Genomic DNA, 21,935 nt, shown 5'->3' on the forward strand with positions numbered 1-21,935 from the left:
TAGCCGGGCTGTCGCTGGACGGGCGGACCGGAGGAATCGACCCGACGTGAGTTTGTCACCCCCTGACGCTGCCCGGCCGGGCGCTCAGGCACCGCCCCCGAGACCCCGCCGCTGGCTGGGTCTTTTGGTGGTGGTCGTGCTGACCTGCGGCGGGGTCGCGTACGCCGTCGACCAGCGCGAGGACGACGCCCGCAACCGGCCCAAGGTGAGCGTCGGCCCGACCTCCCCACCGAACCAGAGCAACAAGCCGCCGTCCAAGACCGCGGCCGCGGTCGCCGCCCGGCGCCAGGCCGTCGACACCGTGCTGCTGCGGCGCGCGAAGGCCGTCCGCGACGGCAACGAGCGGCTCTTCCTGGCCGACGTCGACCCGGCCGACACCAAGCTGCGCCAGGAGCAGCGGACGCTGTTCGCGAACCTGGTCGAGATCGGTTTCACCGAGGTCGGGTACAGCCAGGCCGAGGAGCGGTTCGACCAGGCCGCGGTCCGCGAGCACGGCTCGTCGACGTACCTGGTCCGGATCCTGATGCGGTACCAGATCCCCAAGGTCGACCACGACCCGGTGACCACCGAGCTCGGCTACACGTTCGTCAGCCGCGGCGGCCGCTGGGTGATCACCGACGACCGCGACCTCGACGACGAGCTCGGCCCGACCGCGCACCGCGAGCCGTGGGACCTCGGCCGGATCGAGGTCCGGCGCGGGCCGCGGGTGCTGGCGATCGTGGAGAAGGGCGACACCGACCGGGCCAAGGCGATCGTTGCCGAGGCCAACGAAGCGCTCACCCAGGTCGCGGCGTACTGGCCGCGCCGCTGGCGCGGGTCGGTGCTGATCGCCGCGCTCGACGACACCGAGGTCCGCGACGCGCGCTTCGCCGACGAGGACGTCGAGTCCGCGGCCAGCGCCGGTTCGACGTTCACCTCGCTGCCCGGTCAGGACACCGCGGACGGCACGGTCGGCGGCGCGTACATCGTGGTGAACCCCAAGGAACGCGACCGGATCGACGAGATCCTGCTGTCGCACGAGATCACCCACGTCGCGACCGCGGACCTCGGTGGCTACGAGCCGCTCTGGCTGGCCGAAGGCGCCGCCGAGTACGTGTCCTGGCGGGGGATCGAGGCGGTCAGCGGTCCGGGCGAGGTCGCCAAGTGGGAGCAGGAAGTGATCGACCAGGCCCTGCCCGGTCTCGTTGCCCTGCCGTCGGATCTCGGTTTCTACCAGAGCAACACCGACGTCTACGGCGTGAGCTGGCTGGCCGTGCGCTTCCTGGTGCGTGAGATCGGTCTGGCGGCGGTCGAGGACCTGTACGAGGATCTCGCCCGGCACGGCACCGACCAGGGCAACCGCGACCGCATACTCCTGACCCGCACCGGGTACACCGAGGCGACCTTGTGGATCTCCCTCAAGGACTACCGGCCCCAACGCTGAGTGGCGGTTTGACCTCATCGCGTCAGAGGGGCACGCTCGGGATGTTCCGTCCGAGTTCTAGGAGGCGTAATGAGTCTGTTGCGGACCAAGACGATCGAGCAGTCGATCGCGGACACCGACGAGCCGGAGTACCAGCTCAAGAAACGCCTCACCGCCCTCGACCTGACCGTGTTCGGCATCGGCGTGATCATCGGCGCCGGCATCTTCACGCTCACCGGAAGGGCCGCCCAGGCGTACGCCGGGCCGAGCATCGCGCTGTCGTTCGTGCTGGCCGCGATCTGTTGCGGCCTCGCCGCGTTGTGCTACGCGGAGTTCTCCTCGACCGTCCCGGTGTCGGGATCGGCGTACACGTTCTCGTACTTCTCCCTCGGTGAGATCTTCGCCTGGATCATCGGCTGGGACCTGCTGCTGGAACTGATGCTCGGGGCAAGCGTCGTGGCGCAGGGCTGGTCGACGTACGCCGCGCTGTTCCTGGAGCAGATCGGCCTGGGCTGGCCGGACTCGATCGGCCCGGAGAGCAACGTCAACGTGCTGGCGATGCTGCTGATCATCGTGCTGACGATCCTGGCCACGATCGGGATCAAGGAGTCGCTGCGGGTCAACCTGGCGCTGGTCGCGGTCAAGCTGTTCGTCGTGCTGTTCGTGATCGTCGCGGGCCTGTTCTACGTCAAGGGCTCGAACCTGACGCCGTTCATCCCGCCGAGCGTGCCGGCCGAGAGCGGCGCCGTGAGCATCACGACGCCGTTGTTCCAGGCCCTGTTCGGGTTCACGCCGTCGACGTTCGGCGTGATGGGCCTGGTGTCGGGTGCATCGCTGGTGTTCTTCGCGTTCATCGGGTTCGACGTGGTCGCGACCACCGCCGAGGAGGCGAAGAACCCGCAGCGCGACCTGCCCCGCGGCATCATCGGCTCGCTGGCGATCTGCACCGTGCTGTACGTGCTGGTCTGCATCGTGATCACCGGAATGGTGAACTACAAGGACATCAACGGTGAGGCCGCGCTGGCCGAGGCGTTCCGGTCGGTCGGCCGTCCCGGCTTCGCGACGCTGATCTCGGCCGGTGCGGTCGCCGGTCTGACCACCGTCGTGCTGACGCTGATGATCGGCGCCGCGCGGGTGGTGTTCGCGATGAGCCGCGACCACCTCGTGCCGGCCAAGCTCGGCAAGACGCACCCGAAGTTCGGTACGCCGTACCGGCTGACCATCGGGATCGGCGTCGTGGTCGCGATCGTCGCGGGCGTCACCCCGATCGGCAAGCTCGAGGAGATGGTGAACATCGGCACCCTGGCCGCGTTCACGCTGGTCTCGATCGCCGTCCCGCTGCTGCGCAAGAAGCGGCCGGACATCGAGCGCTCGTTCCGCGTCCCGGGCAACCCGGTGGTGCCGATCCTGGCCGCGGTGATCTGCGTCTACCTGATGCTGAACCTGTCGCTGGAGACCTGGCTGCGGTTCGCGATCTGGATGGTGCTCGGCTTCGTCGTGTACGCCGTCTACGGCTACCGCCGCAGCCGCGTCGGCCGCGAGGAGCAGACCGGCGAGGTCACGAAGGCCTAGTACTGCGCAAGGCCGCGCCCCCGGATCTCGTCCGGGGGCGCGGCCTGTGCCGACGGTAGGATTCCTCAGTCGACTTTCGCAGAGGCAGGACTCCTTCCATGAAGCACCCGAGGCGCCTGCTGGCGGCCGTTGCCGCGCTCGCGCTGGCCGGCACCGCCGGCGCTGTGGTGGTGACGCGCTCGGGAGACGCACCGGCCGGGAGTACGGCGTCCGCGTTGCAGGCGCCGGGCCCGTCGCACGAGCTGAGCGACGCCGAGAAGAAGAGTCGGCAGCACGAGGTCGATCTCCTGCTGGGCAAGCGGGCGACCGCCGTACTCAAGGGTGATCTGCACGGGTTCCTCGCCGCGGTCGACCCGAAGCAGCCGAAGCTGGTCGCGCGGCAGAAGCTGCTGTTCGGGAACCTGCGCAAGTTCGGCTTCAGCACGCTGAAGTACTTCACCGCCGACGACTGGGCGGCGCCGAAGCTGGCCGAGAAGTACGGCCCGTCGACGTACAGCACGCGGGTGATGATGCGGTACCAGATCGCCGGCGTCGACCCGAAGCCGGTGCAGACCGATCTCGGCTACACGTTCGTGCGCCGGGACAACCTGTGGGTCCTGGTCGAGGACGGCGCGATCGACGAGACGCTGAGCCGCGACGGGCACCGGCAGCCGTGGGACTTCCAGGAGGTCGCGCTGGTCCGGCGCGGCAAGGTCGTCGTCGTGGTCGCGCAGCGCGAGCTCGCTCTGGGCACGACGATCGCGCGGGTCTCGCAGGACGCCGTCGCCGCAGTCCGCCGGCACTGGCCGCGCGGTTGGGACGGCGCGGTGCTGGTGGTCGCGATGCCGGAGCCGCAGGTGATGGCCACCCTGTGGACGTCGGGCAGCGGCCGCGGCTGGACGATCGCCGCCAAGGCGGTCACCTTGTACGAGGGGGAGCAGCTCGGCAAGCCGTCCGGGCCTGCGGTCGGCAGCCGGATCGTCATCAACCCGGCGCTGCGCAAGGACCTCGACGAGGACCTGCTGGTGCACGAGATGACCCATGTCGCGACCGTGCCGATCGGCCCGCTGGTCCCGCTCTGGCTGGCCGAGGGCCTCGCCGAGTACGTGCGCTGCCGGTCGGTCGAGGACGATCCCGAGTGGACCGTCGACCCGTACCGCAAGACGGTCAAGACCAAGTACCTGCCGGGGATGAAGACCCTTCCCGACCGCGCCGCCTTCGACGCGAACGGCGAACGGGCCTACGGCCAGAGCTGGTGGACCGTCGAGTACCTGGCCGACCGCGTCGGCATCAAGAAGATTGCCGCCCTGTACGCCGACGTCGCCGTCCACGGCACCACCGAAGCGGCGTACAGCGCGATCCTGAAACGCCACACCGGCAAGACGCCGGCCGAGCTGACCGCCGCGGTCAAGAGGTTCCGCGGTTAGTGCTGCTGGGGCCGGAGCGGGCTTCCGGGCTCCGCACCGACCCCAGCAGATTCAGGGACCTCAGGCCAGCGACGCGACGCCCTTGGGCAGGAAGCGCTGCCCGTTGACCTTCTCGGCGATGCCCGAGCGGTCCAGGTACGGCGTGATGCCGCCGAGGTGGAACGGCCAGCCGGCGCCGAGCAGCAGGCACAGGTCGATGTCCTGCGCCTCGGCGACCACACCCTCGTCGAGCATGATCCGGATCTCCTCGGCCAGCGCGGTCAGTACGCGGGTGCGCAGCTCGTCGGCGCTGGACGGCTGGTCGCCGACGGTGACGAGGGCCTCGACCTCCGGATCGACCGACGGCTTGCCCTCGGCGCTCCAGACGTAGAACGAACTCTTGCCTGCAGCAACGACCTTGGCGAGGTTCTCCGAGACCGCGAACCGGTCCGGGTAGGCCCGGTTCATCGTCTCCGCGACGTGCAGCGCGACCGGCAGGCCGACCAGCTGCAGCAGCACGAACGGCGGCATCGGCAGGCCGAGCGCCGACAACGCCTTGTCCGCCTCGGGAATCGGCGTGCCCTCGTCGACCGCCGCGCTGACCTCGCCGAGGAAGCGGGTCAGCAACCGGTTCACCACGAAGGCCGGCGCGTCCTTGACCAGCACGCACGACTTCTTCAGCTTCTTGCCGACCGCGAACGCCGTCGCCAGCGCGGCGTCGTCGGTCTGGTCGGCGCGGATGATCTCCAGCAGCGGCAGCACCGCGACCGGGTTGAAGAAGTGGAAGCCGACGACCCGCTCGGGGTGCTCCAGCCCGGCCGCCATCTCCGTGATCGGCAGCGACGAGGTGTTCGTCGCCAGGATCGCCTCCGGCGCGACGATCTTCTCCAGGTCGGCGAAGATCGTCTTCTTCAGCTGCAGCTCCTCGAAGACCGCCTCGATCACGAAGTCGGCGTCGGCGAAGACCGAACGGTCCACCGAGCCGGTGACGAGCGCCTTCAGCTGGTTGGCCTTGTCGGGGCGGATCCGGCCCTTGCCGAGCAGCTTGTCGATCTCGCCGTGCACGTAGCCGACGCCGCGGTCGACCCGCTCCTGGTCGAGGTCGGTGAGCACCACCGGCACCTCGAGTCGCCGTGCGAACAGCAGGGCGAGCTGGCCGGCCATCAGACCGGCGCCGACGACGCCGACCTTGTTGACCGGACGGGCCAGGGACTTGTCCGGCGCACCGGCCGGACGCTTGGCGCGCTTGTTGACCAGGTCGAACGCGTAGAGGCCGCTGCGCAGCTCCTCGCTCATGATCAGGTCGGCCAGCGCCTCGTCCTCGGCCGCGAACCCGCGGTCGCGGTCGTTGTCCTTGGCCGCCGCGATCAGGTCCAGCGCCCGGTACGGCGCGGGCGCCGCGCCGCTCACCTTGAGATCGGCGAACGCCTTGCCCCGGGCAACGGCCGCGTCCCACGCCTCGCCGCGATCGATCTCCGCCCGCTCGACGACGACCTCACCCGTGAGGACCTTCGAAGCCCAGAGCAGCGACTGCTCGAGGAAGTCGGCCGAGTCCAGCAGCACGTCGCCGATCCCGAACTTCACCGCCTCGGGGCCGGACAGCATCTTGTTCTGGTTCAGGGCGTTCTCGACCACGACCTTGACGGCCTTGTCGGCGCCGATCAGGTTCGGCAGCAGGAAGTTGCCGCCCCAGCCCGGGAGCAGACCGAGGAAGACCTCCGGCGTGGAGATCATCCCGGCGGCCACCGAGACGGTCCGGTACGACGCGTGCAGCGCGACCTCGAGGCCGCCGCCGAGCGCGACGCCGTTGACGAACGCGAAGCTCGGCTTGCCGCCCTCGGTCAGCTTGCGCATCACGCCGTGGCCGATCCGGCCGAGGTTGAGCGCCTGCTCGCGCTCGGTCAGCTTCGGTACGCCGCTGAGGTCGGCGCCGGCGGCCAGGATGAACGGCTTGCCGGTGATCCCGATCGCGACGACGTCCTCGCGGGCCAGCGCGGCGTCGATCGCCTGGTTCAGCTCGGCCAGACCCTTGGGGCCGAAGGTGTTCGGCTTGGTGTGGTCCTGGCCGTTGTCGAGCGTGATCAGGGCCATCGTGCCGGCCTTGTTCGGCAGCACGACGTCCCGGCTGGGGGCGAGCGTGACCAGCTCGTCGTTCTCGATCGCGGTAGCGGCCTCGATCAACGCGTTCAGGTCGCTCATGCCTTGTTCCCCTCGAAGTTCGGGTTCTCCCAGATGATGGTTCCGCCCATGCCGAGGCCGACGCACATGGTGGTGAGGCCGTAGCGGACCTCGGGGCGCAGCTCGAACTGCTTGGCCAGCTGGACCATCAGCCGGACGCCGGACGAGGCCAGCGGGTGGCCGTAGGCGATCGCGCCGCCGTACGGGTTGACCCGCGGGTCGTCGTCGGCGATGCCGTAGTGCTCCAGGAAGGCCAGCACCTGGACGGCGAACGCCTCGTTGACCTCGAAGGCCTGGATGTCGTCGATGGTCAGGCCGGCCTGCTTCAGCGCCTTGTCGGTCGCCGGGACCGGGCCGAAGCCCATCACCTCGGGCTCGACGCCGACGAAGGCGTACGAGACCAGCTTCATCTTCGGCGTCAGGCCGAGCTCCTCGGCCGCCTCGGCCGAGGTCAGCAGGGCGGCGGTCGCGCCGTCGTTGATACCGGCCGAGTTGCCCGCGGTGACCCGGCCGTGCGGGCGGAACGGGGTCTTCAGCTTGGCCAGGTCCTCCAGCGTCGTACCGGGCCGCATCGGCTCGTCGGTGGTCGCCAGGCCCCAGCCGTGCTCGGCCGAGCGGGTCGCGACCGGGACCAGGTCCGGCTGGATCAGGTCGTTCGCGTACGCCTTGGCGGCGCGCTCCTGGGAGGCGACCGCGAACGCGTCGGTGCGGGCCTTGGTGATGGTCGGGAAGCGGTCGTGCAGGTTCTCGGCGGTGGAGCCCATCACCAGCGCGGAGGTGTCGACCAGCTTCTCGGAGATGATCCGCGGGTTCGGGTCGACGCCCTCGCCCATCGGGTGCCGGCCCATGTGCTCGACACCGCCGGCGATCACCACGTCCTGGGCGCCGAAGGCGATCCCGGAGGCGGTGGTGGTCACCGCGGTCATCGCGCCGGCGCACATCCGGTCGATCGCGTAGCCCGGGGTGGTGTTCGGCAGACCGGCCAGCAGCGCGGCGGTCCGGCCGATGGTCAGGCCCTGGTCGCCGATCTGGGTGGTGGCCGCGATCGCGACCTCCTCGACCCGCTCCGGCGGCAGCGACGGGTTGCGCCGCAGCAGCTCACGGATGCACTTGATCACCAGGTCGTCGGCGCGCGTCTCGGCGTACTGACCCTTGGCCTTGCCGAACGGGGTGCGAACGCCGTCGACGAACACGACATCGCGGATCTCACGGGGCACGAGGCCCTCCTTAGGGTGGGGTGGCACCCCGATGCTACCCGCCGGTAATGAACCGCCCCAAGCAGCCACGCCTGTGCGGCTGCTCACAACGCGGATCGGGGTGGGGACGCAGCGCAGATCCCCAGCGGCGGCTGCACAGGTTTTCGGGGCGATTCGCCGTGGCGCGCGGGCGGGATCGGGCGCATGCTGGAGACAGGCACGCTTCGGGAGTCGCTCTGATGAACAACTTCGATTTCGCCGTCCCGGTCCTGAGCCGGGGCAAGCACCGCAATCCACGCAAGGGCGCCTGCTTCATGGAGTTCGCGTCCTACCTGGCCGGCGAACCGTGGTCGGACCATCCGGCCTGCACGCATCCGCTGCTCGCGGGCGTCGCGCGCGACGTCAACGACTGCACGACGGACGCCGGCCGGTCCCGGCTGGCGCCGCTGATCCCGTCGGTGATCGGCCTGACGCCGGACGACCCGCACGTCGTACCGCGGGTGACCGCACGCTGCATCCAGGAAGCCCTGCCGGTCGTCTCGCAGGAACGCCAGTACATCCTGGCCGTCGCCCTGATCGTGGGGGAGCGGCAGTTGGCGATCCTGGACGGGCGCCCGCTCGACAGCATGGACCCGGCCTCGCAGGAGGCCCTCGACTCGGTCCCGTCGGCGACCAAGTGGGCCCGCGCGTTCACCGCGAAGGCCCATCGCGGGACGCCGGACTACGCCCGCCGTACCGCGCCCAGAGCGGTCTCGTGCGCGGTCGAGGGCATCTCGCAGGCGTGCGTCCCGAACCCGGACGAACGGCTGTACCGGCTGCTCGAGAACGCGATCGAGGAGTGCAGGCGCTGGGTTCCGGCCAAGCCGTCGCGATTTCCGCAGGCTGCTCCGCGGACTGTTGAGGAGGCGACGCAAGTAGCGCAGTAGGCTCGCTGGTGTGACCTTGGAAATCGACACCGGCTCCGGCCTGATGCCCGTGCACGTCTGGGAAGGTTCCGGTCCCGGGCTGCTGCTCCTGCAGGAGATCTTCGGGGTCTCCGACTACATCCAGGAGCGCGGCGCGCAGTTGTCCGCGCTCGGGTACCACGTCGTCGCGCCGGAGATCTTCTGGCGCCTCGACGACGTCGATCTCGACCCGGACGCGCCCGATCTGCTGGACCGGGCGCTCGCTGTCGTGGGCCGGCTCGACTGGGACCTGGCCGTCTCCGACTCGGTGGCCGCGCTGGAGTACCTGCGCGGCCGTGACGCCGGAGTCGGCGTGATCGGCTTCTGCTTCGGCGGCGGTCTCGGCTTCAACGTCGCCGCGGTCTCCTCGCCGGACGTGCTCGTCAGCTACTACGGCTCCGCCCTGCCCAACCTGCTGCCGCTCGCGCCGGACGTGACGGCGGCGAGCCTGCACCACTTCGGTGACGCGGACGACTACCTGCCGCCGGAGACCGTCGACAAGATCGTCGCCGAGCTCGGCGACGCCGAGGTCCACCGTTACCCGGGCGCCGGGCACGCGTTCGACAACCCGATGCCCGCGTTCCACCACGCCGAGGCCTCGGCCCTGGCGTGGCAGCGCACCACCGACTTCCTGTCCCGCCACCTGCCTGCTGAAGGAAACGAATGAGCCTGTACGACATTCCCCTGCGCACCCTGTCCGGCGCCGAGACCTCCCTCGGTGAGTACAAGGGCAAGACCGTGCTGGTCGTGAACGTGGCGTCCAAGTGCGGCGCGACCCCGCAGTACACCGAGCTGGAGAACCTGCAGCAGAAGTACGCCTCCCGCGGGTTCACCGTGCTCGGCGTCCCGTGCAACCAGTTCGGCGGGCAGGAGCCCGGCACCACCGAGGAAATCCAGGAGTTCTGCTCGACGACGTACGGCGTGACGTTCCCGATGCTGGACAAGGCCGAGGTGAACGGCGAGGGCCGGCACCCGCTGTTCGCCGAGCTCACGCTCACGCCGGACGCCGAGGGCAACGCCGGTGACGTCCAGTGGAACTTCGAGAAGTTCCTGCTCAGCTCCGACGGCACGGTGGCGGCGCGGTTCCGGACGCGGACGACGCCGGAGTCTCCCGAGGTCGTCGAGGCGATCGAGCGCCAGCTGTCGGCCTGAGTTCAGTCCAGGGTCTTCGCCGGCGCCGTGACCGTCAGCGCGTCGGTGAGGACCTGGGCGGTGAGCCCGATCTGCCACTCCCGGGCGCCGTGCTCGCGCAGGAACGTCTTCACGACTTCGAGCTCAGGCTCGGCAGGCGGCGTCCAGGCGAGCCGGCGAATGGTGTCGGGGGAGAGCAGGTTCTCCGTCGGCAGCCGGTGGGCCTCCGCGATGTCGCCGACCGCCGCACGGGCAGCCGACAACCGCGCCGCGGCGTCCGGGTCGCGGTCGGCCCAGGCGCGGGCCGGCGGCGGGCCGTCGTACCGGGGGCCTTGCTTCGGCAGTTCGCTGTCGGGCAGCCGGCGGGCGTGGTCGATCGCCTCCCACCAGGTCCGCATGTGGCGGTGCGCGCCGCGGCCCTTGAAGGCGGTCAGCTTCTGCAGCGTGTCCCGGTCGACCGGCATCGCGGCCGCGGCCTCGACGATCGCCGCGTCGGGCAGGATCCGGCCGGGGGAGATGTCGGCGGCCTCGGCGATCTGGTCGCGGGCCTCCCACAGCGCCCGTACGACGGCCAGGCTGCGGCGGTTGCGCACGCGGTGCATGCCCGACGTACGACGCCACGGATCCGGCTTCGGCTCCCGCGGCGGCGCGGACAGGATCGCGGCGAACTCCTGCTCGGCCCACTCCCACTTGCCCTCGCGGCGCAGCTCCTGCTCGATCGCGTTGCGCAGCTCGATCAGCATCTCGACGTCCAGCGCGGCGTACACGAGCCAGGGGCTCGGCAGCGGCCGGGTCGACCAGTCGGCGGCGGAGTGCTCCTTGCGCATCCGGTACCCGAGGACTTCGCTGACCAGTGAGGCCAGGCCGACCTTTGGATAGCCGAGGAGACGCCCGGCCAGCTCGGTGTCGAAGACCGTCCGGGGAACCATGCCGACCTCGGCCAGGCAGGCCAGGTCCTGGTTCGCCGCGTGGATGATCCACTCCGCGTCGACGATCGCGTCGCCGAGCGCGGACAGGTCACCGAACGGAATCGGGTCGACCAGCGCCGAGCCGGAACCCTCGCGGCGCAGCTGCACCAGGTACGCCCGGTGGGAGTAGCGGTAGCCGGACGCGCGCTCGGCGTCGACGGCCACCGGGCCGCTGCCGGCCTGGAACGCCTCGACGACCTCCTGCAGCGCGCTGTCGGTGTCGACCACGTCGGACAGCCCGTCCCGCAGCTCGAGCAGCGGAAGGGTGTCGGTCTCGGTCGGGTCCTCGGGGACGGACGACTGCTGGGTCTCGGCCGGGCTCATCGGCCCCGCTGACCACGGCGGGTGGGCATCGCGACCACACCGGGCGGCACCGGCGGCAGCCCTGCCGCGGTGCACAGCACCTCGCCCCACGCCTCCGCGTGCCGCGTCACGTCGACCCCGCCGTCCTCGCCCGGGACCGGGCTCCAGGAGGCGCGGATCTCGATCTCCGCGGTCGCGTCGTCGTCGGCCATCCCGCCGAAACTCTCGGACACCACCCTGGTGACGGTACCGCTCGGGGCGAGGAACTCCGCACCCCGGTCCGCCAGCGCCTCCATCAGCCAGGTCCAGCCCACGCCACCGAGCAGCGCGTCGGTCACCATCTCCGGTTCGACGGCCGCACGCACGTACGCGACACAGCGGAAGGTCGACTGCCAGGCGTCGTTCCCGTCCGGGTCGTAGAGGACGACCAGACGACCGGTGGCGACATCGTCACCGTCGACCGTCACGTCGGCGCTGACCGCGGCCGCGTGCGGAGCGATCCGCTGCGGCGCGGGCATCTCCTCGACGAAGACCTCGGGCCGGAACCGGGCCTCACGCAGTTGCGTCAGGGCCTCGGCGAACTCCGCGGGTGGCGCGTCGACCTGCTTGCGGGCACCCATGCTTCGCAGCCTACGACTGATTACTCACCGGCGCGGGCGACGACGCGCCGGTAACGGGTTTCGGACATGGGATCATTGCCCTGTGCCCGTGAACCAGCCTGCCCAGTCACAGACCGCTGCCGGTAGCTCCTTGGACCGCTCCGCCTTCCTGCTCGCCGCCCGGGGTGAGCCCGGACCGCACACGCCGGTCTGGTTCATGCGCCAGGCGGGTCGCTCGCTGCCGGAGTACCGGGCGATCCGTGAGGGCACCACGATGCTCGAGTCCTGCATGCGACCCGACCTCGTCGTGGAGATAACGCTGCAGCCGGTACGCCGTTACGGCGTCGACGCGGCGATCTTCTACTCCGACATCGTCACGCCGCTCAAGGCAGTCGGTGTCGACCTGGAGATCAAGCCCGGCGTCGGCCCGGTGATCGCCTCCCCGGTCCGGTCGACGGACGACCTGGCCGGGATCCGGCCGGTCGAGCCTTCGGACGTGGCGTTCCTCACCGAGTCGGTCCAGGAGCTGGTGTCGCAGCTCGGCGGTACGCCGCTGATCGGCTTCGCCGGCGCGCCCTTCACCGTCGCGTCGTACCTGGTCGAGGGCGGCCCGAGCAAGGACTACGCCCGGACCAAGTCCCTGATGCACAGCGACCCGAAGCTCTGGCACGCCCTCGCCGACCGGCTCGCCGAGGTCGCGATCGCGTACCTCGTGGCCCAGATCGAGGCCGGTGCCTCGGCGATCCAGCTCTTCGACTCCTGGGCGGGTTCGCTCTCGCCGCGTGACTACGCCCAGTTCGTCCAGCCGCACTCCGCGAAGGTGTTCACCGCGCTCGAGCAGTACGGCGTACCGCGCCTGCACTTCGGCGTGAACACCGGTGAGCTGCTCGGCCTGATGAGCGACGCCGGCGCCGACGTGGTCGGCGTCGACTGGCGCGTCCCGCTCGACGAGGCCGTCCGCCGCATCACCGCGAACGGCGGCCCGGCCAAGCCGGTCCAGGGCAACCTGGACCCGGCTCTGCTCACTGCCGGCTGGAGTGTCATCGAGCCCGAGATCGACCGCATCCTCGCCGAGGGCAAGGCAGCCCCCGGCCACATCTTCAACCTCGGCCACGGCGTCCCGCCGACCACCGACCCCGAGGTCCTCCACCAGATCGTCAAGGCAGTCCAGGAGAAGTCGGCCCAAAGCTGAGCCTGCCCGGCCCACCGCCGCCCAGCTGATCGAACCCGCAGCTCCCGCGCGTCCGAAGAATCTGCATACGTCCGAAGGACCGTGCGCTATAGCCTCGGCTTCTTCGGACGCACGCGGGTTCTTCGGACGCATCCGCTGGGCCCTGGCTTGGTGGTGGGGTTCGGACGCCGGGTCCTTCGGGGTTGGAAGCGTGGGTGAGGATGGGCTTGTGGATGCTCGGACGGTGGTTGTGGTCGGCGGTGGGATCAGCGGGCTCGCGGCGGCTCATGCGTTGGTGAGTGGAGTGAATCCGCCGCGCGTCGTCTTGTTGGAGTCCTCGCCTCGGCTGGGTGGGAAGCTGGCGGGGGACGTGCTCGAAGGAGTCCCGGTCGACCTCGGGGCCGAGTCGGTGCTGGCTCGGCGGCCTGAGGGTGTGGAGCTGATCCGGGCGGTCGGCCTGGGGGACGACTTGGTGCATCCGGCAACGACCTCGGCGGGGCTGTGGGTCGGGGACCGGATCCGGGCGATTCCGCCGACGGTGATGGGCGTGCCGGTGGACCCGGCCGCGACCGTCGACGTACTCGGGGAGGAAGCCGCAGCGCGGGTCGCCGAGGAGAAGACGCTGCCGGAGCCGGCGCTGACCGAGGACGTGGCGATCGGGCGGTACGTCGCCGAGCGGATGGGCCCGGCGGTGACGAACAAGCTGATCGATCCGCTGCTCGGCGGGGTGTACGCCGGGCGCGCCGACGAGATCTCGCTGGCGGCCGCCGTACCGGAGCTGTACGCGAAGCTGAAGACCGCGCCGAGCCTGCTCGCGGCGACCGCCGAGCTGAGGGTGACGAGCCAGCGCCGGGCGTCCGACGGCAAGCCGGTCTTCGCCGGCATCCGCGGCGGCGTCAACCGGCTGATCCAGGCGCTGGAGACAGATCTGAGCAGCCGTGGGGTGGAGATCCGGCGGTCGACGACGGTACGGAAGATCAGTCGTACGCCGGCCGGCTACTTCCTGGAGACCGGCCCGGTCCCGGCTCCGGACACGGTGTTCGCCGACGCGGTGGTCGTGGCGACGCCGGCTTCGCCCGCGGCGCGGATGCTGGCCGGTCTGGTGCCCACGGCGTCGACGGAGCTCGGCGCGATCGACTACGCGAGTATGGCGATCGTCACGCTCGCGGTCCGCAAGAGCGACTGGCCGGAGGCGGCGGCCGGATCAGGGTTCCTGGTGCCCTCCGACGAGGGCCGCACGATCAAGGCCGCGACGTACTCGCACGCCAAGTGGGAGTGGTCGTCCGAGGCCGGGGGAGAGCTCGCCGTACTGCGGTGCTCGGTGGGACGGCTCGGCGAGGAGTACGTGCTGCAGCGCTCCGATGAGGACCTCGCCGCGCTGGCGACGGCCGATCTGCGCAAGGCGGTCGGGCTCGACGCGCCGGTCGTCGGGTCGCTGGTGACTCGCTGGGGCGGCGGCCTTCCGCAGTACGCGGTGGGCCATCTGGACCGCGTCGACCGGGTCGAGAAAGCGGTCGCGGAACACGACGGACTGGCGGTCTGCGGAGCGGCGTACCGAGGTGTCGGGATCGCCGCCTGTGTCGCCTCGGGGAGCCGGGCGGCAACCCGGGTGCGGGCCCACCTGGACGCATTGGCGACAATGGGGTCGTGACCGACGCGAACCAGCCCGAGAGCAGCACGCCCGCGAAGCCCAAGGCCCGCGAGCTGAACAACGTGATCCGCTACACGATGTGGTCGGTCTTCAAGGTGGAGACCCCGCTCGGTGACACCGATCGCGACGAGCTGACCGCCGAGCTGACCGAGCTGGTCGGCAAGCTGGCGGCCGACGACGTGGTGATCCGCGGCTGGTACGACGTGGAGGGCTTCCGCGCGGACGCCGACTTCATGGTCTGGTGGCACGCGCCGACCTCGGACGCGCTGCAGAAGGCGTACCACGCGCTGCGCCGGTCGCGGCTCGGGCGGCACCTGACGCCGATCTGGTCGCAGTACGCGCTGCACCGGCCGGCCGAGTTCAACAAGAGCCACATCCCGGCGTTCCTGGCCGACGAGGAGGCGCGCGGGTACGTCTGCGTGTACCCGTTCGTCCGGTCGTACGAGTGGTACCTGCTGCCCGACGAGGAGCGCCGGCACATGCTCGCCGAGCACGGCAAGATGGCGCGCGGCTACCCCGACGTCCGGGCGAACACGGTCGCCTCGTTCGCGCTCGGCGACTACGAGTGGATGCTGGCCTTCGAGGCCGACGAGCTGCACCGGATGGTCGACCTGATGCGCGACCTGCGCGCGTCGACGGCCCGGCGGCACGTGCGTGAGGAAACCCCGTTCTACACCGGCAAGCGGACCGAGCTCGGCGAGCTGGTCGCCAACTTCGCCTGACATGGAACGCAAAGCGTTTCCGGTCCTGTACGTCGGCAGCGTCCGGCGGTCGGTCGAGTTCTACGCCCTGCTGGGCTACGAGCAGACCTACCAGTTCCCGCTCGAGGGCGACCCGCACTACGTCGGCCTCGAGCGCGGCGAGTCGTCGCTCGGCCTCGCCCACACCAGCTGGCCCGAGGCCCAGCTCGGCATCACCGTCGGCACGGCGCCGCGCTTCGAGCTGTTCGTCTACGTCGACAACGTCGGCGCCCAGGTGGAGATCCTCCGCGAGGCGGGCTACACGATCGTCCAGGAACCGGCCAACATGCCGTGGGGAGAGCGACAGGCCTACGCCTTCGACCCGGACGGCAACCCGGTAGCCCTCGCCACTCCTATCTGAAGAAGCCCGGCACTCTGTGGAGTGCCGGGCTCTTCAGCGTTTGATCAGGCCGGGTCGAGCGTGAGGCTGATCGAGTTGATGCAGTAGCGCAGGTCGGTCGGGGTGCCGTAGCCCTCGCCCTCGAAGACGTGGCCGAGGTGGGAGCCGCAGTTGGCGCAGCGGACCTCGACGCGCTTCATGCCGAGCGCGGTGTCCTCGATGTACTCGACGCGGTCCTCGGCCAGCGGGGCGAAGAACGACGGCCAGCCGCAGTGCGAGTCGAACTTGGTCTCGCTGCGGAACAGCTCCGCGTCGCACGCCCGGCACTTGTAGACGCCGACCGTCTTGGTGTCGGTGTACTCACCGGTGTACGGCCGCTCGGTGCCGGCCTTGCGCAGTACCTGGTACTCCGCGGGGGACAGCTGCGCGCGCCACTCCTGGTCGGTCTTGTCGATCGCGTACTGCTTGGTGCCGTCGGTCACGGTGCCCGTACCTCCTCAAGGTCAAGGAGCCGGTTCCCCGGGGAAACCGGCTCCTTTTCATTATCGGCGGTGGGACAAGCGAAACCCCGCCCGGGGCCCCGGCGTCAGCGCCCCGTAACCGGCCGGCCGGAGAGCGGACGCCGAGGCCCTGGGCTCACCGGTACCAGGACGGCAGCGGCACCACCCGGACCACCTGCGGGTCGTGGTCGGAGATCTGGTCGGGGAACTCCGCGTTCATGTGCACCACGTCGTACGACGACGCCGGCTGCAGGTTCCGCGACATCAGGATCTGGTCGAGGATCTGGCTGTTGCCCTCGAACACGTAGCTGTACCGCTGGTTCGCGGGCAGCGTGCGCGGCAGGTCGATCAGCGACGTCCGGCCGGAGCCGACCAGGATGTCGGTGGTCTGGCTGAAGTCGAAGTCGTTCAGGTCGCCGAGCACGATCACGTTGGCGCCCCGGTCCTTGGCCAGCAGCTGGTCGACGAACGTGCGCACCGACTGCGCCTGCTGGTGCCGCTTCGGCGCCGAGCTCTGGACCGGCGGCTGGATCCGGCCCCACAGCGGGTCGTCGCCGCCCTTGGAGCTGAAGTGGTTGACCACGACGAACAGCGACTGGCCGAGCCAGGTGAACTCGCCGGCCAGCGGGACCCGGGTGGCCTCCCAGGCCGGGTTCGCCGGGTCGACGCGACCGGGCGACGCGCTCAGGTGCGGCCGGCCGAACCGGTCGGTCGTGATCGTGGTGCCCACGGTCGGACCGCCGCCCGCCCGGTCGACGAACTTCACCGGCCGGTCGGTGCGGTACAGGAAGGCGACTCGGATGTTGCCGCCCGGCTCACCGCCTTCCTTGCCGTCGACCGGGTCGATCTGGCGCCACGCGTATTTCGGGCCGCCGGCCTTCTGGATCGCCGCCGCGAGCGTGTTCAGCGTGACGTCCGCGGCCGTCGTGCCGGAGTTCGTCGCGCCGTCGTTGTCCTGCACCTCCTCGAGCCCGAGGATGTCCGGTGACGCGAGGTTGTGGACGACGGCCTGCGCGAGCCCGTCGAACTTGGCCGGGCCGTCGGACGGGTCGAGGTTCTCGACGTTGAACGTCGCCACCGAGACCTGCAGCTTCGACGACGGCGTCGTCTTCTCCCGCGTCACTCCGCCGTCGATCACGGTCGGTGTCTGGGTGACGAGGAACTTGAAGTTGCCGAACCCGTAGTCCAGGACCCCGGTCACCGTGCCGGCCAGCGTGTCACCGGTCTTCGCGTCCGGGATCGGAGCCAGTACGTCGTCCAGCAGGACCCGCTCGGGGTTGCTGTCGGTCTTCTGCAGCACGATCCCGCCGCGGACGGTTCGCACCCCGGCCCCGGCCGGGACCACCGACAGCTCGCGGAACGAGCTGGTCGGCCCGGTCACCTGCGGCTTGTCGATGCCGAGCCACATGCCTTCGAGGGACTCCCAGAAGTCGAGCCCGTCGGTGGCCGGCTCGAACGTGCCGGTCGTCTCGACGTCGCCGGCGGAGTCGTCGTCGATCACGGTCGACGGCGGAACGCGCCCACCGGGACCGACGATGGTCGGCGCGGGCACCGAAGCGCCGGAGCTGACCACCGTGACGGTCGGGTTGGTCAGCTCGGTCGTGGTCAGGTTGTCGCTGCCGCCCGAACCACCCGGCCGGAACTCGGCGACGGTGCCCTGGACGGACACGGCGTCCCCGACGGCAACCGTCGGCGCCGAGCTGGTGAAGACGAACAGGCCCTCACTGGTCGCGGGGTCGCTGTCCGGCGCGGTGTCCTGGAACCAGAACCCGTTGCCGCTCTTGGCGGTGACCACACCAGTGACATCGCCGACGAGTTTGCCGTTCAGCGGCGACAAGTGCGCCGCGCCCTGGATCTCGTGGATCTTCGCCGGAACCGGGTCCTCGGCCGGCGGCGCGGAGGTCAGCGTCTTCGGCGAGGGGTTCGCGGACTCGAACTCCACCGCGTTGTTGTCCGCGTCCTTGGTCGGGTCCTTGCGGGTCGCCGACGTGGTGCTGGACAGCCCCGGCGCCGCGGCGGTCTCGAAGTCGTTGGCCGCGCCGTACCCGACGAAGTCGACCACGCCGGCCGCGGTCGCACAGGCTGCCCCACAGGTCAGGGAGTCCACCGACGACACCAGCGCGACCTTGCCGGACGCCGCGGACATGTTCACGCTGCCGGTCGCGTCGGGCGTCGGCATCGGCTGGCCGTTGGCCCCGCCGGACGCGCCCTGCGCGAGGTAGACGCCGCCGGGCGCGATCGAGCCGGACAGCGTGATCTTGTTCGCCCAGGAGGTCCCGGCCGACGACGCGTACTGGATCGACCAGCCGGTCAGGTCGACCGGGGCGCTGCTGTTGTTGGTCAGCTCCACGAAGTCGTTGGTGTACGACGCGCCGGAGTTGCCGCCACCGCCGTACACCTCGGTGATGACCACGGTGGAGGAGGCGGCCTGCGCCGGGGCGGCCGCGATGGCGACCACTCCGGTCAGGACGAGAGACGATGTGACCACGAGGGCGCCCAGGCGGCGCCGTGATCGGTTCTGGGCAGACATGTGCCGGATTCTCACACCCGCACCCGACCGCGCCAAGGCCCAACACGTGAACAGCCGGTACGACGCCGAACACGAGGGTGATCATGCACGCCGGTCAGTCGTCGAGGGCGATCAGGCGATGGACCTCGAGCGGCTCGGCCTTGCCCTTCAGGCTGATCGGCCCGAGCGACTCGGTCACCGCCCCGGGCAGCAGCGCCTTCGTCGCGGGCCCGATCGCGACGCCGCCGCCGGGCGCCTTGCCCTCGATCCGGCTGGCCACGTTGACGGTGTCGCCGATGACCGTGTGCGTGCGACCACCCTCCGTGCCCAGCAGACTGACCGACGCGATCCCGGTGTTGATCCCGACCCGGAACCGCGGCCAGTCCGGGTGCCCGGTCCGTACCTTCTCGGCTGCCACCTGCAACGCCAGGCCCGCGGCGGCCGCCAGCCGGGCGTGGTCCGGCTGGTCGCCGCGCTTGTTGAAGGTGACCATCAGGGCATCGCCGATGATCCGGTCCACCTCGCCGCCGTGCCGCCCGACGACCGGCGGGACGACGTTCTCGAAGTAGGTGTTCAGCATCGCGGTCACCTCGTCCGGCTCGTGCTGCTCGGAGAACGTGGTGAACCCCTGCAGGTCCGCGAACAGCACCGACAGTTCGCGCCGCCCGGCCACGGTTCCGGCGACGTACAGGTCGGAGAAACGTTCCTCGTACCACTGGATCCGGACGCCGGCGACGACCAGGACGAACGCCGCGAGCAGCAGCAGGTGCCACTCCCACCACGACAGCGCCCAGTTCCGCGCGAACACCAGCGCGACCATGGCCTCGCCCAGCAGGACGAAGGCGGACACCAGTGAGAGCAGCATCAACGACGGCCGCGCGGACCACATCCGCAGGTAGCGCGCGGCCGCGACGCCGTACAGGACGACGGTCGGTACGGCGAGCGCGGTGAGGATGCCGTCGGCAACTTCCGGTACGGCGGTGTCGTGCAACGGCGGGAGTTGGGTGACCGAGGCAACGGCCCACAACGCCATCAGGAGCAGCAGCCCGAACCGGATCCGCCGTCCTCGCCGCATCCACGGCACGGACCGCTCGCCCTCGAACCGCAGGCTCGACAGCACCGCACAGCCCGACCCGACCGCGACCCCGACCGGCGTCGCGAGCACGAACCCGGCGTTCGGCGTACTGAGCAGCACGCCCGGCGTCGCCAACGCGTGCAACGCGAGGAACCCGGCCGCCGACAGGAACGCCAGCGACACCAGCAGCACGCGCGGATCCCCGCGGCGCAGCGCGGCCGAACCCATCGCCTGAGCCAATACGGCGCTCAGTGCAGCGGTCAGCAGCACGAGCCAGAAGTGCGACGGGTGATGCTCCCAGTGCACGTCGAGTCTCGGCGCCCGGAGTAGCAGCAGGAGCCCGGCGAGTGGAAGCAGCAGCACCAGAGCAGTCAGCGCGACCATCGCCGTGGAGTACACGAAGCGAGGTCGCGCCGGGGAGCGTCAACCATCGGAGGCGGCTTGCTCCGCGATGCGCACTGCCTTGAGGTGCTCGTGGACCTGCGACACCACGACCGACCCCTCGCCGACCGCCGACGCCACCCGCTTCACCGATCCGCACCGCACGTCACCGACCGCGAACAGCCCGGGGACCGTCGACTCGTACGGCTGCGGTCCTCGCGAGGAGGTCCACAGTCCCGATGCCGTCGCGTCCGCACCGGCCAGGACGAATCCGTGGTCGTCGCGGCCGACCTCGCCCGGCAGCCAGGCGGTCCGCGGCTCGGCGCCGATCATCACGAACAGCCCGTCGACCCCGAGCACGTCCTCGGCGCCGGTTTCCCGGTTCCGCAAGGTGATGCGCTCGAGGCGCCCGTCGCCTCCACCGTCGACGATCTCGCTGGACGGCCGGACGGCGATGTTCGGCGCCGCGTCGATGACGTCGATCAGGTACTGCGACATGCTCGCCGACAGGTCCGGCCCGCGGACCACCAGCGTCACCTGCCGGCAGTAGCGCGCCAGGTGGACGACGGCCTGCCCGGCCGAGTTGCCGCCGCCGACCACGCACGCGTCCAGCCCGGTCAGCCCGTGCGCCTCGGAAACGCTGGCGCCGTAGTACACCCCGGCTCCGGTCAGCGCTTCCAGACCCGGTACGCCGAGCCGCCGGTACGAGACTCCGCTCGCCAGCACCACGGCCTTGGCCGACACCTCGCCGACCCCGTCGATCGCGGCGACGAATCCGTTGCCTGAGGCATCGAGCCGGACGACCTCGCGCATCAGCGCGAAGTGCGCCCCGAACACCCACGCCTGCTGGTACCCGCGCTGGGCCAGCTCCGACCCGCTGATCCCGCGGGAGAACCCGAGATAGTTGCGGATCAGCGAGCTCGTGCCCGCCTGGCCGCCGATCGCCTCGCGCTCGACGACCAGCGTGCGCAGCCCTTCGGACGACGCGTAGACCGCCGTCGCCAGCCCGGCCGGCCCGCCGCCGATCACCAGCACGTCGAACTCGCGCTGCCCGTCGTCCAGCGTCGTCGACACGCCCCAGGCCTCGGCGATCTCCACGTCGGTCGGATCGTGCAGCACGGTGCCGCCGATCGCGGGCATCCACACCACGACGCCGTCGCCGGGATCGGGCTCGCCGATCTCGGCCAGCACGAGGTCGGCGTTCGCCGTACCGGTCGCGCGGAACGCGCTGGGGATGCCGTTGCGCCCGAGCAGCGCGTGGATCGCGTGCCCCCGGCCGGACCGCTCGTCGGCGACCACGACCACCTCGCGCAGGTTCGCGACCTCGTTGCGCGACCACTCCTGGACGAACTCCGCGACCGTGCGGTGGAACAGCTCGTCGTGCCCGATCCACGGCTTCAGCACGTAGTAGTTGATGTCGCCCTTCGACATCGCCGCCAGGATCGCCGCGGCGGTGTCCCGCTCGGCCCACGCACCCCACGGGATCGTCAACGCCCGTCGCGCGTCGGGATGCGCCTCCCGTGCTTTCGCCAGTACGGCGGCCCGCTCGTCGTCCGGCAGCTCGTGATCGACCAGGACGACGGCCACCCGCTGCTCGAGCTCGTGGGCCAGGTCGAGGCAGTGCAGCGCCGCGGCGGCCGTCAGCTCGCCGCGCACCCGGAAGTCGACGCCGAAACTGCGCTCCAGCTCGTTCTCGATCCGGTCCAGCCGCAGCGGATCACGGTCGACGACGAGCAGCAGGGGCCGTGCCTCGCGAAGGCTCGACCGTACGCCCGGATCCCCACCCATGAACCGAAGGTAAGTCCGCTCCGGCGCGGCGGCAATGGACAAAACGTTTGATCACCGGCCCTGTCCGCCCCAGTGGGACAGGGCCGGTGACCAAGTACAACG

The 21,935-nt window shown here is 70.6% G+C and carries 18 protein-coding genes; 10 read left to right on the top strand and 8 right to left on the bottom strand.

All coding sequences use genetic code 11. From position 1 onward, the window contains the following. The first annotated feature begins 127 nt into the window (after positions 1–127). From ABD235_RS06045 to ABD235_RS06055, 3 genes are all read left to right on the top strand, one after another. Positions 128–1,423: a hypothetical protein gene (locus ABD235_RS06045; RefSeq protein ID WP_344170660.1), complete on the top strand. Its 1,296-nt coding sequence runs from the start codon at positions 128–130 to the stop codon at positions 1,421–1,423. A gap of 69 nt (positions 1,424–1,492) precedes the next feature. Then, complete coding sequence (locus ABD235_RS06050) at positions 1,493–2,974, top strand: APC family permease (RefSeq protein WP_344170663.1); 1,482 nt, start codon at positions 1,493–1,495, stop codon at positions 2,972–2,974. A gap of 98 nt (positions 2,975–3,072) precedes the next feature. Further along, positions 3,073–4,380 carry a hypothetical protein gene (locus tag ABD235_RS06055; protein WP_344170666.1) on the top strand — a complete coding sequence of 436 codons (1,308 nt, stop codon included), beginning with the start codon at positions 3,073–3,075 and terminating at the stop codon, positions 4,378–4,380. Positions 4,381–4,440: 60 nt separating this feature from the next. Here ABD235_RS06055 and ABD235_RS06060 read toward each other — a convergent pair whose 3' ends face one another. Then, a complete protein-coding gene (locus tag ABD235_RS06060; protein WP_344170669.1) occupies positions 4,441–6,558 on the bottom strand; it encodes a 3-hydroxyacyl-CoA dehydrogenase NAD-binding domain-containing protein in 2,118 nt (705 codons plus the stop codon). Further along, a complete protein-coding gene (locus ABD235_RS06065) occupies positions 6,555–7,754 on the bottom strand; it encodes a thiolase family protein (RefSeq protein ID WP_344170672.1) in 1,200 nt (399 codons plus the stop codon). The genes ABD235_RS06060 and ABD235_RS06065 overlap by 4 nt, the downstream gene beginning before the upstream one ends. Before the next feature lie 218 nt (positions 7,755–7,972). On the opposite strand from ABD235_RS06065, the gene ABD235_RS06070 reads away from it, so the two are divergent. The 3 genes from ABD235_RS06070 to ABD235_RS06080 are packed head-to-tail and all read left to right on the top strand — an operon-like array spanning position 7,973 to position 9,829. Then, complete coding sequence (locus ABD235_RS06070; RefSeq protein ID WP_344170675.1) at positions 7,973–8,659, top strand: hypothetical protein; 687 nt, start codon at positions 7,973–7,975, stop codon at positions 8,657–8,659. Positions 8,660–8,669: 10 nt separating this feature from the next. Further along, a complete protein-coding gene (locus tag ABD235_RS06075; RefSeq protein ID WP_344170678.1) occupies positions 8,670–9,344 on the top strand; it encodes a dienelactone hydrolase family protein in 675 nt (224 codons plus the stop codon). Further along, the gene (locus ABD235_RS06080) at positions 9,341–9,829 is read left to right on the top strand and encodes a glutathione peroxidase (protein WP_344170681.1); all 489 of its coding nucleotides are present in this window, start codon (positions 9,341–9,343) and stop codon (positions 9,827–9,829) included. The genes ABD235_RS06075 and ABD235_RS06080 overlap by 4 nt, the downstream gene beginning before the upstream one ends. A 2-nt stretch (positions 9,830–9,831) precedes the next feature. Here ABD235_RS06080 and ABD235_RS06085 read toward each other — a convergent pair whose 3' ends face one another. Then, a complete protein-coding gene (locus ABD235_RS06085) occupies positions 9,832–11,100 on the bottom strand; it encodes an HRDC domain-containing protein (RefSeq protein ID WP_344170684.1) in 1,269 nt (422 codons plus the stop codon). Further along, complete coding sequence (locus tag ABD235_RS06090) at positions 11,097–11,699, bottom strand: DUF3000 domain-containing protein (protein WP_344170687.1); 603 nt, start codon at positions 11,697–11,699, stop codon at positions 11,097–11,099. Before ABD235_RS06090 ends, ABD235_RS06085 begins: the two co-directional genes overlap by 4 nt. A 130-nt stretch (positions 11,700–11,829) precedes the next feature. On the opposite strand from ABD235_RS06090, the gene hemE reads away from it, so the two are divergent. The 4 genes from hemE to ABD235_RS06110 all read left to right on the top strand — a co-directional run bounded on the left by hemE (position 11,830) and on the right by ABD235_RS06110 (position 15,601). After that, a complete protein-coding gene (gene hemE, locus ABD235_RS06095) occupies positions 11,830–12,870 on the top strand; it encodes a uroporphyrinogen decarboxylase (RefSeq protein ID WP_344170690.1) in 1,041 nt (346 codons plus the stop codon). Positions 12,871–13,078: 208 nt separating this feature from the next. Beyond that, a complete protein-coding gene (hemG, locus tag ABD235_RS06100; RefSeq protein ID WP_344170693.1) occupies positions 13,079–14,500 on the top strand; it encodes a protoporphyrinogen oxidase in 1,422 nt (473 codons plus the stop codon). Beyond that, on the top strand, positions 14,497–15,222 hold the full coding sequence (gene hemQ, locus ABD235_RS06105; RefSeq protein WP_344170696.1) for a hydrogen peroxide-dependent heme synthase: 726 nt from the start codon (positions 14,497–14,499) through the stop codon (positions 15,220–15,222). Before hemG ends, hemQ begins: the two co-directional genes overlap by 4 nt. A gap of 1 nt (position 15,223) precedes the next feature. Further along, complete coding sequence (locus ABD235_RS06110) at positions 15,224–15,601, top strand: VOC family protein (RefSeq protein WP_344170699.1); 378 nt, start codon at positions 15,224–15,226, stop codon at positions 15,599–15,601. Between the two features lie 44 nt (positions 15,602–15,645). On the opposite strand, the gene msrB is transcribed toward ABD235_RS06110, so the two are convergent. The 4 genes from msrB to ABD235_RS06130 all read right to left on the bottom strand — a co-directional run bounded on the left by msrB (position 15,646) and on the right by ABD235_RS06130 (position 21,833). After that, positions 15,646–16,062, bottom strand: a complete 417-nt coding sequence (gene msrB, locus ABD235_RS06115) for a peptide-methionine (R)-S-oxide reductase MsrB (RefSeq protein ID WP_344170701.1) — start codon at positions 16,060–16,062, stop codon at positions 15,646–15,648. Positions 16,063–16,216: 154 nt separating this feature from the next. Then, entirely contained in the window at positions 16,217–18,610 is a 2,394-nt protein-coding gene (locus ABD235_RS06120) for a lamin tail domain-containing protein (RefSeq protein ID WP_344170704.1), read from the bottom strand. Positions 18,611–18,704: 94 nt separating this feature from the next. After that, complete coding sequence (locus tag ABD235_RS06125; RefSeq protein WP_344170707.1) at positions 18,705–20,048, bottom strand: adenylate/guanylate cyclase domain-containing protein; 1,344 nt, start codon at positions 20,046–20,048, stop codon at positions 18,705–18,707. A 39-nt stretch (positions 20,049–20,087) separates the two neighbouring features. Further along, entirely contained in the window at positions 20,088–21,833 is a 1,746-nt protein-coding gene (locus tag ABD235_RS06130; RefSeq protein WP_344170710.1) for an NAD(P)/FAD-dependent oxidoreductase, read from the bottom strand. Positions 21,834–21,935: the final 102 nt, after the last annotated feature.

The sequence above is a fragment of the Kribbella lupini genome (genome assembly GCF_039529595.1).
GTDB classification, from domain to species: Bacteria; Actinomycetota; Actinomycetes; order Propionibacteriales; family Kribbellaceae; genus Kribbella; species Kribbella lupini.

Excerpts from the sequence above, each read along its gene's own strand:
- ABD235_RS06050 (WP_344170663.1), top strand. The coding sequence starts at position 1,493 with ATGAGTCTGTTGCGGACCAAGACGATCGAGCAGTCGATCGCGGACACC.
- ABD235_RS06055 (WP_344170666.1), top strand. The coding sequence starts at position 3,073 with ATGAAGCACCCGAGGCGCCTGCTGGCGGCCGTTGCCGCGCTCGCGCTG.
- ABD235_RS06060 (WP_344170669.1), bottom strand. The coding sequence starts at position 6,558 with ATGAGCGACCTGAACGCGTTGATCGAGGCCGCTACCGCGATCGAGAAC.
- ABD235_RS06070 (WP_344170675.1), top strand. The coding sequence starts at position 7,973 with ATGAACAACTTCGATTTCGCCGTCCCGGTCCTGAGCCGGGGCAAGCAC.
- ABD235_RS06080 (WP_344170681.1), top strand. The coding sequence starts at position 9,341 with ATGAGCCTGTACGACATTCCCCTGCGCACCCTGTCCGGCGCCGAGACC.
- ABD235_RS06085 (WP_344170684.1), bottom strand. The coding sequence starts at position 11,100 with ATGAGCCCGGCCGAGACCCAGCAGTCGTCCGTCCCCGAGGACCCGACC.
- ABD235_RS06090 (WP_344170687.1), bottom strand. The coding sequence starts at position 11,699 with ATGGGTGCCCGCAAGCAGGTCGACGCGCCACCCGCGGAGTTCGCCGAG.
- ABD235_RS06110 (WP_344170699.1), top strand. The coding sequence starts at position 15,224 with ATGGAACGCAAAGCGTTTCCGGTCCTGTACGTCGGCAGCGTCCGGCGG.
- ABD235_RS06120 (WP_344170704.1), bottom strand. The coding sequence starts at position 18,610 with ATGTCTGCCCAGAACCGATCACGGCGCCGCCTGGGCGCCCTCGTGGTC.
- ABD235_RS06125 (WP_344170707.1), bottom strand. The coding sequence starts at position 20,048 with ATGGTCGCGCTGACTGCTCTGGTGCTGCTGCTTCCACTCGCCGGGCTC.
- ABD235_RS06130 (WP_344170710.1), bottom strand. The coding sequence starts at position 21,833 with ATGGGTGGGGATCCGGGCGTACGGTCGAGCCTTCGCGAGGCACGGCCC.